General features: G+C 45.3%; 8 protein-coding genes. 5 read left to right on the top strand and 3 right to left on the bottom strand.

The annotated features are described in order from the left end of the window. Positions 1 to 28: 28 nt before the first annotated feature. Entirely contained in the window at positions 29 to 1,213 is a 1,185-nt protein-coding gene (locus QUA74_RS11580; protein ID WP_445302142.1) for an aldo/keto reductase, read from the bottom strand. Positions 1,214 to 1,483: 270 nt separating this feature from the next. Next, a complete protein-coding gene (gene rpiA / locus QUA74_RS11575; RefSeq protein ID WP_333328420.1) occupies positions 1,484 to 2,200 on the bottom strand; it encodes a ribose-5-phosphate isomerase RpiA in 717 nt (238 codons plus the stop codon). Between the two features lie 39 nt (positions 2,201 to 2,239). Between rpiA and QUA74_RS11570 the strand changes: the two genes are divergently transcribed. From QUA74_RS11570 to QUA74_RS11560, 3 genes are all read left to right on the top strand, one after another. Beyond that, positions 2,240 to 2,479: a hypothetical protein gene (locus QUA74_RS11570; protein ID WP_333328417.1), complete on the top strand. Its 240-nt coding sequence runs from the start codon at positions 2,240 to 2,242 to the stop codon at positions 2,477 to 2,479. A gap of 71 nt (positions 2,480 to 2,550) precedes the next feature. Next, positions 2,551 to 3,222, top strand: a complete 672-nt coding sequence (locus QUA74_RS11565) for a glycosyltransferase family 4 protein (RefSeq protein ID WP_333328414.1) — start codon at positions 2,551 to 2,553, stop codon at positions 3,220 to 3,222. A gap of 198 nt (positions 3,223 to 3,420) precedes the next feature. Continuing rightward, positions 3,421 to 6,696: a tetratricopeptide repeat protein gene (locus QUA74_RS11560; RefSeq protein WP_333328411.1), complete on the top strand. Its 3,276-nt coding sequence runs from the start codon at positions 3,421 to 3,423 to the stop codon at positions 6,694 to 6,696. Between the two features lie 344 nt (positions 6,697 to 7,040). Here QUA74_RS11560 and QUA74_RS11555 read toward each other — a convergent pair whose 3' ends face one another. Then, a complete protein-coding gene (locus tag QUA74_RS11555; RefSeq protein WP_333328410.1) occupies positions 7,041 to 10,994 on the bottom strand; it encodes a PAS domain S-box protein in 3,954 nt (1,317 codons plus the stop codon). Positions 10,995 to 11,290: 296 nt separating this feature from the next. Here QUA74_RS11555 and QUA74_RS11550 point away from each other — a divergent pair, with 296 nt between their 5' ends. Then, on the top strand, positions 11,291 to 11,479 hold the full coding sequence (locus QUA74_RS11550) for a hypothetical protein (protein WP_333328406.1): 189 nt from the start codon (positions 11,291 to 11,293) through the stop codon (positions 11,477 to 11,479). Between the two features lie 153 nt (positions 11,480 to 11,632). Further along, positions 11,633 to 12,220, top strand: a complete 588-nt coding sequence (locus tag QUA74_RS11545) for a cytochrome b (protein ID WP_333328402.1) — start codon at positions 11,633 to 11,635, stop codon at positions 12,218 to 12,220. Positions 12,221 to 12,235: the final 15 nt, after the last annotated feature.

Here is a 12,235-nt window from a genome sequence, read left to right as displayed (position 1 = left end):
TCTGTCTCGAAACCGGGTTTTTTTTTGATTATTCTTGGGACAAGCGCTGGATGGCTTCGCCTCCAAAAAGCCGATCGGCTGCTTGAAGAATACCGGGAATTTTAGCAGCGTGGGGACTGTGGGCGAGAGGGCGGCGCAAGTCTAATTCATCGAGGCGATCGGCTTTTTGGCCGGGGAACCAGTGACTGGCATTACCTAAGAGGTTGTAGCGCATCTTGCAATAGTCGATCGTATCGTAAGCCTGCGCCAAGTTCCAAAGCCACAGAATCACATAAATATTAATACCTCCAGGAGTATTTTCTATAGTTGGTAAACCCACGTGCCAAGTCTTAAACCAATCTTCTCCTAATTTATTAATTGCTGCATCTTCCAATCTTGCTAATATCGGTGGCAAAATTTCATCGACTTTATCTAACAATTCTAAAACTTTGAGATGTTCGTTAAAATCTTCAGGTTTGGCTGCGCCTAAACTCAAAGTGTGTACTTGCGGATGCGACAAACAAAACAAATCATTAAATACCATTGGACTCAGCGGATAGCACAAGTCTACCAATTTTTGCGGCGGGTTGTAAAGTTGACCGCCTTTGTCAGAAGGACTGATAATAAAAACGCCCATATCGTGACGTTTAGCAGCTTCAATAGCCGACCAATTACTTTGATTTATGTAGTACCAATGCAAGTTAAGATAATCAAATTGATTAGTTTCAATTGTTTTGACAATCACATCCGTGGGGCCGTGAGTTGAAAAACCAATAAACCGAACTTTGCCTTCTGCTTGCAACTTTCTCGCCACATCCATGCAGCCGCCCGGACGCATAGACTCCTCTAGCAATTCCCACGTATTAATGCCGTGCAGCGACAGTAAATCGACGTATTCCAGTTGCAAATAAGCTAAAGATTTATCAAATTCTTCGCGAAACTCTTGGGAGCTTGGTTTGGGGCTAACTTTCGTTTGCACTATCAATTTTTCGCGGGGAAAATTCGGGAAAATCCACCCCAGTTGCATCTCGGAAGTCCCGTAACCGCGAGCAGTTTCTATGTGATTGATGCCGCATTCAACCGAGTAGCGAATCGTCGCTTCTAGATTTTGTTGATTGTCTTGTGGAATTTCATTGGCTGGCACGTCTTGCCATTTGTACTGATATCTCATGCCACCGCAGGAAAAGACGGGCATGGATAATTCTGTGCGACCGAATCTGCGATATTGCATCATAATCAAAGTTAAAGCTATAGCAGAAGGAAGAAGGAAGTTCGGCAACGGATTATGTAACGGATGTAAGGGATGTCAGGAAGAAGGAAGATGTAACAATCGCAAGGGTTTCACTGATTAAGAAGTTCTTAATCGTGGTGGCGGTTGCTATAGGGTAATAAACCTTGTTTTTGGTATTTTTGCGGGTGGTAACTCCCATATTGCAGCATTTTCATGAACAGGCAAGATGCCTGTTCCACAAAGAGTTTTCGACAACCAGTTGGCCAGTTTTGACTATTTAGAAATCTCCCGTACTACTGGTTTTCCGTCTTGGATTTCGCCGACTAAAACCAAATCGGTACAGTCTACAAACAAACCATTTTCTAACACACCGGGAATGTTATTCAAGGTTTTTTCCATTTCGCCGGGGTTGGCAATGTCATCAAATTTGACATCGATTACCATATTACCTTGATCGGTAATTACCGGGCCTGCTTTTTTCACGCCCATGCGGAGTTCGGGTTTGCCACCCAATTTTTCAATGGCGCGCATCACTGGTGTTAATGCCATCGGTATAACTTCGATGGGCACGCGAAAAGTCGAACCCAATTTATCTACGATTTTGGAACTGTCAACTACTACAATAAATTGAGTGGCGAGGTAATCGACTACTTTTTCGCGGGTGTGGGCTGCGCCGCCACCTTTAATTAAGTTGAGGTGGGGATCTACTTCATCAGCGCCGTCAATAGCAACGTCAATTCTATCAATTTCATCGAGTGTTGTCAGCGGTACTCCGTACTGTTTGGCTAACACTTCTGATTGAAAAGATGTCGGCACTCCCTTGATATCTTTGAGTTCACCTGATTTTATGCGATCGCCCAACGCTTGAATAGTATAAGCTGTAGTTGACCCGGTGCCGAGTCCGACAATCATACCAGATTTTACGCGATCGGCAGCAGCAAAGCCGACTTGCTGTTTCATCAATTTTACGGGATCTTGTTCTGTGGTCATGTTCGGTACTCCTCAATAGTTTTAAGATTATACCATTTAATGAAAATCGGATTTCTCGATACTTATACTTGGGATTACAAAATTGAAACTCCTTACTGCAAACCTTTGCGCGGCACTCAGTCGGCTATTTGTTACTTAGCCGAGGCGTTGGCAGCACAGGGAAATGAGGTATTTTTGCTCAACAATACTTCCGAGTCTGGGATGTCGCGCCGCGTTGATTGTAGGCGCAGGGTGGGGGACAAATCTAATTTAGAATTGCTGCGATCGCTCGATTTTTAAGTTATAGTTAATATAGTCGGCAAAGCGCTGGAAGTTAAGCCGCTTTTGGGGCATCGAACTAAGTTAATTTTGTGATTCATAACGAACCGGGCTTTGTATTCCTCCAAGATTTCAATAATCAGGGAGAAATCAATGCTTGCGATGCCTTTGTATTTGTTAGCGACTGGCAGCGCGAGCAATTTCACAGGCGCTTTGGGATTGACTTTAATCGCAGTTGTGTTTTAAGAAATGCGATCGCACCTTGTTTTGCTAACATTTTCGCCGATAATATTTCTATCCTCTCTCATAAATCTCGACCGCCCGTTCTAGTTTACACCAGCACTCCATTTCGCGGACTAGATATTTTGTTAAAAGTCTTTCCCGAAATTCGTCAAGCTGTCCCCGGAACCCGATTAAAAGTATTTTCAAGCATGAAAGTACACCAAATAGACGACAATGATAACAAGCTTTTTTTCGGTCAACTTTACCGCCAGTGTCAGGAAACAGAAGGCGTTGAGTACGTCGGTTCCGTACCGCAACCCGAACTCGTCCGGCAACTGCGTTCAGTCGCGGTTTTAGCTTACCCGAATACCTATTTAGAAACCTCATCTATTGCCGTGATGGAGGCGATGGCCAGCGGTTGCCGGATTGTGACGAGTGAATTGGCAGCTTTGCCGGAAACAACTGCTGGATTTGCCCGTCTAGTTTCAATGTCAGGGGTGGAAAATTTTGCATCGATAACTAATTGGAAGCGTGCGGGCTAACCAGATTGGGAGGGATATACAAGGCGGTTTTTAGAGGCCCTAGTCGGAGTTTTAAATGAGGGCGCGGGTGCGGGGGGCGCAACTGCTGAAAATCATCTGAGACAGCAGGTAGAATGTATAAATCAAGGGTGTACTTGGTCTGTGCGATCCCGAAAGTGGGTAGAATGGTTGAATATTATTAGTGTAAAACCTGTAAGAGTGGCAGAGCAAATGATCGGGAATTCTTTAGTAGGTTTAGAGGCAGTGAGAGATTATTTTCAAAAGGGAAATTGGCTGAAAGATCGAGGTGATCTCGGTGGCGCAATCGAGAACTATCAGAAAGCTTTAGACTTTAATCCAGGAGATGCAGAAGTTCATAAAAAGTTGGCGGAAGTTTATGTTTTGCAAGGAGAATTTGAAAAGGCGATCGCCTCTTGCAATGTCGCTCTTAAATTTCAACCCAATTTTGCTCCTGCTTACTTAACAATAGGCAATGCTTTGCAGAGTCAAGGCAAGCTGGAAATGGCAATTGAAGCTTACTTGCAAGCTTTAGGAATTCAGCCCAAATTTGCTGAAGCCAGCGCGAATTTGGGCAGTATGTATTACAAGTTAGGGCAATTGGAACAGGCGGCAAATTATTACCAAAAAGCTCTGGCGCTTAATCCTGAATTGTCTTCGGTTAATATGATGCTGGGCAGCGTTTTACAGGAGCAAGGAAAGTTAGATTCAGCAATTACTTGCTATCAAAAGGTGCTGCAACAGCAACCTGGAGATGCCAGCGCGGCTGAGAAACTATCGAGTTTGATCGCACAAAAAGAGCGGGAAACTACTGACAGCAACTTTATCGAATTAGAAACAGAATCAGGCGAATCGCAACCAGTATCTGTCAACAAAGATGAAGGCTACGGCTTGCAGCCTTCGAGCATCAATTTGCCGCCAGCGCCCACCACTGAGACTTTAAATACTCCCTTTACAAACCCCGCCGAAGTTTCCGAACAAGTTACCTCGCTCAATGTTCCAGATAGCGGACAAGTTGCCAATTTTCAAGAAGTAGAACAGTACAAAAAACTCGCCGAAAACTTTTTAGTTCAAGGTAAAATTAAAGAGGCGATCGCAGCGTGTCAGCAAGCGATAAAAATTAGACCAGATTTCATTTACGCTTACGTAACTTTAGGCAATGCCTTGCAAGCAGGAGGCAAAACTGAAGCTGCGATTCGATCGTATTCTCAAGCCCTAGAATTGCAGCCAAATTTTGCGGAAGTGCGGGCCAATATCGGCAGTATGTATTTCAAAATGGGGCGTTTGGAAGAAGCGATCGCCCATTACCAGCAAGCCATTGCCCTCCGCCCCGATTTAGCGGGAGCTCACTGGAATTTAGGGAAAGTATATCAGCAACACGGCAACATCGAAGCTGCGATCGCCTGTTTTAAAAGAACATCCGAACTCAACCCGCAGCTAGTCGGTGCAGACTTCCACTTTAACCTAGGTAATCGACTTTTCAGCCAAGGAAAGCGGGAGGAAGCCATCGAAAGCTACGAACAAGCGATCGCCCTTAAACCGGATTGGGCCGAAGCCTACGGTAACATCGGCAGCGCGCGATCGCAACAAGGCAATCTCGACGCCGCCATCGCTTACTATCAGAAAGCTGTAGCTTTAAAGCCACAATTAGAAGTTTTGCACTTCAATATAGCCAATTCTTTTTTACAGCAAAACAAGTACGACGAAGCAATTACTAATTACCGCAATACTCTGAAAATCAAGCCCGACTGGCCGGAAGTTCACGCTAACCTCGGCAGTTGTTTTTCCATGCAGGGGCGGCTGGAAGAAGCTTTAGCCAGCTATCAGCAAGCCCTGGCATTAAAACCGGATTGGGCAGAGGTTTACTGCCGCATGGGACACATTCAGAAACAAGATAAGCCGTTGGAGGCGATCGCCAATTTTGAAAAGGCGCTCCAATGCAACCCCAAATTTAGCGAAGCCTACCAACAATTGTGCGACTTGCTAAGCCATTCCACCAACCTCGCCGGAGCCCGTAGCGTAGCCGACAAATACTGCGAAAACTGCGGCGAAAATGCCCCAATCATGTCAGCTACAGCCTACGTCTTTTCCTACCTGCAATCAGGTGTCAGCAAACAGGCAATTCAGAAACTAGAAGAAATCGAAAGCCTCTGCTACGAAAAGATCGAAACTTTTAGCGTAATCGAACTAAAACTTCTCTACGAAATCTTCCTGTTTGCAGTTTCTCACCTGCGAGACAATCGCGAAAAAAATGCCAGTTTCTACAGACTCATTGCCAAACAATACTACCAAAAAGCCGTCCCGCAGCGCCAGCAACTTAACAGAAGCAACCTAGCCCATTACCAAACAAAAGAACAGCGTCATTTAAAAATCGGCTTCCTTTCCAAACACTTCCGCCGCCACTCAGTAGGCTGGTGCAGCGAAGCTTTAATTCGCGAATTAAGCCACATCACCCCCCACGTTCACCTTTACGTCACCGGGAAACTCAACCGAGATGAAGTTACGCAGCGGTTTGAAGACATGGCGGGCAAGTTTTACTGGCCTAAAAAATATCCAAACGGCTTTGCTGATGGCGGTGAAATTTTCGCCGAAGTAGCGCAAGACAACTTGGATGTTTTGATAGACTTAGACTCTATGACAGTCCCAACAAATGTCGAAGTTTTATACCAATATCCTGCGGGAATTTGCGTGTCTTGGCTAGGATTTGACGCGCCCTACATTTCAGATAATCACTACTTTCTGTGTGATGAACACACGCATCCCCCTGGTGTGGAAAAAAATTACTTAGAACAGTTAGTAAGGTTGCCTGTTTGTTCGGTAGCAATTGGCGCACTGCAAAGCATTCCTGTAAATCGAGAAGCGATTAGAAATGCTCTCGGAATAGGCTTGGATCAAATGACTTATCTGTGCGTTGCGCCAGGGAGAAAAACAAATCCCGAAATGGTACGAGCTCAAGTTAAAATCCTTAAGGAAGTACCAGATAGTTTGTTAATCCGCAAAGGTCAAGGCGACCCCGATATTATTCACAGCACTTACCGCGAAGAATGTGAAATTCAGGGAGTAGATTTTGGTCGGATTAAGTTTATAGGGCAAACCAGAAGTGAAGAAGAACACCGCGCTATTTATTATGTAGCCGATGTGCTTTTAGATTCTTATCCTTACAATGGGGGGACTCACAATTTAGAGGCTTTGTGGGCGAATTTGCCAGTGGTAACTCGCTCCGGCGACCAATATCTTTCGCGCATGGGTTACGCTTTTCTGAAAAGTGCAAATCTTGATGTTGGTGCGGCGTGGAGTTGGGAGGAATACACGCAGTGGGGAGTTAAGTTTGGCCGCGATGCTGGTTTCCGAAATGCGGTGAAAGAGCATTTAATAAAATCTAAGCAGCCAGAACATCTCGCACCTTTGTGGAATCCTAAAAAGTTGGCTGAGGATATGTATGAGGTGTTTCAAAAACTTTTGTCAGTTGACGGTTGACTGTTGACTGTTGACGGTTGACTGTTGACTGTTGACGGTTGACTGTTATCAGTTGTCAGTTGTCATTAGAAGGAAAAATTTCCGCATCTCTCACTCTTCCCCTCTTTCCGTGAAGTCTTGTAACAATCTTCGTGGAAATGCGTAAAAATTCCGCGCTGAGTCTGATAGATAAATAGCTGATTCATAGTACCGCGATCGCACTAACTTTATGCCAGTTAGGGCGATCGCTTTTTTTGTGGTGCCAGTTTGAAAAAAGAATGCAACTGTAGACAAGCTCTAAACGACCAGCTTCATCAGTCATTCCCAAATCTAAAATCTAAAATCTAAAATAACCTGACTACTGACTAATCACTAATAGCCACTCGATCGCGCCCGCCCGACTTAGCTCCATAAAGCGCCTTATCCGCAGCTTCAATCAGCATTTTCGGCGAGTTTTGACCTTCAGAAATCGTCGCAACTCCCATGCTGAGAGTCACGCAATCGCTGACAACAGACTTAATGTGGGGAATTGCTAAGGCTTTGACGCGGCTGCGGATTCCCTCAGCAACAGCCTGTGCAGCCACGATATCCGTATTTGGCAAAATTACCCCAAATTCCTCGCCACCGTACCTAGCAGCCAAATAGAGGCGTTCTGCGGGTGCGTTCGTGCAAGCATCCCCGATCGCCCGCGCCACTTGCTGCAAACAAGCATCCCCGGCTTGGTGGCCGTAATTGTCGTTGTAAAGTTTAAAACAGTCAATGTCGCACATAATCAAAGATAGCGGTTCCGAAGAGCTCGACTGCTCCCATTCCCGGTTGATCACCTCGTCAAACCGGCGGCGGTTAGCTAGTTGAGTCAGACTGTCCAAATTCGCCAACCCGTCCAGTCGCTGGTTGGCAGCAGCTAGCTGCTGGTAAAGTAAAGATTGTTCGATCGCGATCGCCACTTGAGTACCCAACTGACTCAGCAAATCCACGTCAAACTGCTGCCACTGGCGGGGTGCCGAACAGTGGTGGGCAATCAGCAAACCCCACAACTTCGGCACTTGACAAGAACCGTTACCTTCCCTCGGTTCTATTCCCTGCTGGACAATCGGCACCACCAAATTTGCCTTCACCTGACACGCCTCCAAAAAATTAAGGTGACACTCGCTCAAATTAGAAGCATGAATATCCTCTATGGCGCGAATGCGGCCCTTTAAATACTGTCCGATGTAAGTAGTGGCAAAACAGCAATCATCAATTGCCATCCCCTTCAGTGGCATCCATCCTTCTCCAACTGACTCCACCACCACATTTCCGTTCCAGTCGGGTCGGAAGCGGAAAACCAGCACGCGATCGGTTGCCAAAAACTCCCGCACTTCCGCTACTGTAGTGTTGAGAATATCTTGGAGATCCAGAGAAGAACGGATGCGCGATTGAATCTGCCCGATCAGGCGTTCCCGTTCTATTTGTTGCCGCAGCGCGACTTGGGCTTGCTTACTTTTAGTAATGTCCCGACCTTCCGGCAGTAGCAATACTATTTTGCCAGTTTCATCCGCGACCGGTTTGAGAGAAAAATCAACAGTTGCCGTCCGATTTACACCTTGAACTTCCACTTCATAGCGGACAAATTCACCTTTTGCCGATCGAGAAATCGCCTCTTGCAACTGTTCCTGAACTTCCTCAGAATCTCCCCACCAAGGCAACAGCCAAAACGGTTTATTGGCAACATCCCGTAGCTTAATCCCCGCAAAGTCCAGAGAAGTTTGGTTAGCTTCCAGCAGAGTGCCGTCCGGTTTCAATAAGCTCACAAATTGGAAAGAAGAATCAAAAATTGCCCGAAAGCGCCTTTGAGAATCTCCCAACATTGCCGTCACCTTTTCGCGAGAGGTAATATCGCGGAAGCGCCACACCCTGCCAATAATATTTTGTCCGACTCGAATCGGCTGCGTGTAGCGCTCAAAAGTGCGGCCGTCTTTAAATTCTAGAATATCGCAACCTTCCGACTCTGCATCGCTATAAAATTCTTTAACTCTCTGCAAAAAAGCCCTCGGATCTTTAACTTGCTTAGTCAGAAATGCCAGCCGCACCGTTCTATCCATTGAGTTTCTAACTTCTTCATAAATTCCCCACATTTGAACTAACTTTTCGTTATAACTAATCAGTTCTCCGGCGGTAGTAACCGCGAGAATGCCGTCGGCAGTTGCTTCTAAGGTAGCGTGCAGCAAAGAGCGCGATCGCTCTAATTCTGCTGCGGTCAATTTGCGTTCCGTGAGGTCTCGGACTGCTTTCACCTGGACTAAACGACCTTCCCAAAATACGAATTTGCTGCGAACGTCAGCGGGGAAAGCAGTTCCATCTCGCTTAAGAAAAATAGTTTCACAGACTGTATTGCTGGCAGCAGAAATCATTTGCGGCGCCTGTTTGTATGATTTCGGCGAGAGTAGTTCCAGCAAGCTCATTCCCACCATTTCCGCAGGTTCGTAACCGAAAAGTTCGGCAAAATTGCTGCTGACGCTCAAAATTGTGTCGCGGTCAGCTACGGCAACTGCTTCAAAATAAGCTTCGCATTCGAGCAAGCGCGCTGCTGACTGGCTGCTGCCATTTTCGCCAGAGGAATAGCTGTTGTTAATTAGCTGTTGCAGTTGCGTATTTGCGGAGTACAAAGCGGTCATGGCTTGCCTGTACATAGCAGTGCGTTTTTCGACTTTTTCTGCGAGGCGATCGCGATATTCTCGCAGTTCTTTTTCGACTCTAATTAAATCAGTAATATCTACTGCAAACACGATTACACCAGCGACTTTACCTGTTTCATCGCGGTAAGGTATTTTATCTGTCCGCACCCAGCATTTTTGACCCGAAACTGTTGGTAGCAATTCGACTTGCCCCTGTTTGGGAAGGCCAGAATGGATTACTTCCAAATCTTCTAAATAATATTGCTCTGCTTCGTCTGGATAGATTTCATAAAAAGATTTACCTTCTAATTGAGCTGCAGGCAAACCTCTCGATGCAGCGGCGGCTTGATTAATTCGCAGCAGGCGACTTTCGGTATCTTTGAGCCAAATCATCGCCGGCACGGAATCAAAAATAATTTGCTGTTCTTGTTGCTGGAGGCGTAGTTCTGCTTCTGCTTGTTTTCTTTTAATTATTTCTTGTTGCAATTTTTGGTTGGCTTTTTTGAGTTCAGCAGTGCGTCTTTCTACTCTTTCCTCTAGTTGATCGTAGTATTGGGTCAGCAAGTTTTGCTGCTGTTCATGCCGTATTGCTTCTAATTTTAATTTTTCGCTAGCTGACAAACTTGAGGATACAAAATCTGCTAATATTTGGGTAAATTCGTGTTCTTCTTCCGTCCAATCACCGTCGGAACCCTGGCGTTCGGCGCTGACTATTCCCGCCATTTGACCTGCCACCACAATCGGTACATTTAAAAGGGAAGTCGTGCGCTGATAGACCAAATAAAGACCTACAAGTTCTCGTGTTCTGGGGTCATTTTCTGCGGCCACAGTTGCGATCACACTTGCAGATTTTAAAGCTTGAAAATATGCCGGACAGTCGGAGGCTGTGATGATTATTTGTACGGAATGGAGTTTAGTATTTTGTTCGTAAAGGTCGATGCAGTGAAGCTGAGTTTTGTCTTCGCCGTATAGCCAAATACTGGCTCGATCGCAGTTGACAATACTGACAGCGGTTTCTGTTACTTCGCGGATGAATTTTTCTAGATTGTTGCGTTCTTTAAGTTGACTTTGGGCTAATTTTGCGATCGCCAAAGTTGGGCTACGCCCATTTTCTCTCTGTTTGGGCGGCATGGGTGACTGCGAAGCAGCATTAATTTCTTCGCAAACTAACAGTACCGCCGGCCGTTGAAAATTGGCAAGTGAGCGACCATTGGTATTTTCCTCTATTTTCCAATCTACCGCCGGCATTGCGCGCGCGGTTGCTTTTACCCTAATAATCCTGCCGTCTTTGCAAGTCAAGCAGCCTTCCCAACAGGCAACTGTTAGAGTTTGCTTACCGTTTTCCTGCTGTGCCAATCCGGCAAATTCACTTTGCATTTTTCCTTGATATTGGCAGGAAAATATGTTAAAAATTGAATGAGAAATTAATTCCTGCGATTTGTAGGCAAGGCGAGACTCGCCGAATTGATTGAGCGAAAAAACTCTTCCCAAAGCATCAAGGACGAAGTAAATGCCAGGAAAATTGTCGTAGAGAGTTCGATACCAATCCTGTTGGACGTTTTTGCTGCACGAAAGTTTTGCTGCCGCGAGCTCGTCCTCCGTGCCGGTTAAGTAAGAATTGTTGGTTTCTGGGTTGCTTGAATGACTTTTTTTAGCAAACACTTTTAGCTTAACTCGACTGTAATTAATTTTACTTTCTGGAATTTAACTTTCTTGTGAAACTAAATTAAACCTGTTGTTTGAAAAAAGTTACAAGTTGTAACAAAATTACAACTTGTCCAGCACCCTGTTTTTCGCTTTCCAATGCAACCACTGTGTTTGTTTGTAGTTGGTAGACCCTCTGCCGGCGATATTTCCCGCTAGTTGCAATGCCAGCAGGTTTAGCTGCAATTACCCGGTCTGTACTTTTAGCATCCTAGACAATGGAAAAAACCGATTATCCCTGATTTTAAGTATATATGATAACACTCAAATATTTAGTATTGGGAGTGACCTACTTGGGATTTGGTTTGGGATATTTGCCCGGGCTGCGGATGAACCGGGCGGCGGTGGCAATTGTTGGGTCAGCTTTTGCGGTGGTTGTGGGGATACTTGACCTGAAAACTGCTGGGGGGGCGATCGACCCAAGTACGATCGTTTTGTGTTAGGAATGACGATCGTGAATATAGTTAATTTGACAGCTTAATAAATATTTGCAATAATTAAGTTAAGTAAATCTTATGATGCACAATCGGTCACGGGCTTTAGTCCTAGAGTTTATACTTAATCTTGTCCAGCAAACGCTAAGGAGGTAAGAAACAGTGACTACCCAACCCGCTGCGAAACCCAGACTTAATTCTGCGTTCAAACAACTGATGTCCTTACACTGGGTGATGTCAGCTTGCTATTTAGTGTTGTTTATTACCGGTACGTCTATGGCTCGATTGCCGGGAGAATTGTTTATTCGAGGCCCCCTTTACGATTTTCACAAATCCGTAGGAGTGCTGACAATGGCTTTGCTGACTTGGCGGATTTTAACTCTGCTGCGCGTATGGTGGAAAAAATATACGAAACGCCTGCCAAAGTTTACGAAGGAATGGTACAAAAATTTTGCTCTGCACGCAACTTTGTACGTTTTTATGTGGCTAGTTCCGGTTGCGGGTTTCTTACTTTCTAACTCTTACAAAAGTAACAATGTGAAATTTTTCGGAATTCTTTTGCCGGATATGTTTCCGCAGAATTCCGCACTGGTTGAGGTGGGAAGGAGTTTGCATTTTTGGCTGGCGTACACATTTTTAGCGTTCGTAATTTTGCATATTTTAGATCAGAAGAAAGTTGTGAGAGCTAATTGGCGTAGGTTGGCAAATTTTGTTCGCACTAAGTTCGCAAAGGCTCAAAATGTGGGATAAATTTGCGATGAGGTA

It is taken from the genome of Microcoleus sp. LAD1_D3, assembly GCF_036702135.1.
GTDB lineage: Bacteria > Cyanobacteriota > Cyanobacteriia > Cyanobacteriales > Microcoleaceae > Microcoleus.
The sequence above is the reverse complement of the archived record's forward strand: the minus strand, read 5'-3'. Positions and strand labels throughout refer to the sequence as shown.

Excerpts from the sequence above, each read along its gene's own strand:
- QUA74_RS11580 (WP_445302142.1), bottom strand. The coding sequence starts at position 1,213 with ATGATGCAATATCGCAGATTCGGTCGCACAGAATTATCCATGCCCGTC.
- rpiA (WP_333328420.1), bottom strand. The coding sequence starts at position 2,200 with ATGACCACAGAACAAGATCCCGTAAAATTGATGAAACAGCAAGTCGGC.
- QUA74_RS11570 (WP_333328417.1), top strand. The coding sequence starts at position 2,240 with ATGAAAATCGGATTTCTCGATACTTATACTTGGGATTACAAAATTGAA.
- QUA74_RS11550 (WP_333328406.1), top strand. The coding sequence starts at position 11,291 with ATGATAACACTCAAATATTTAGTATTGGGAGTGACCTACTTGGGATTT.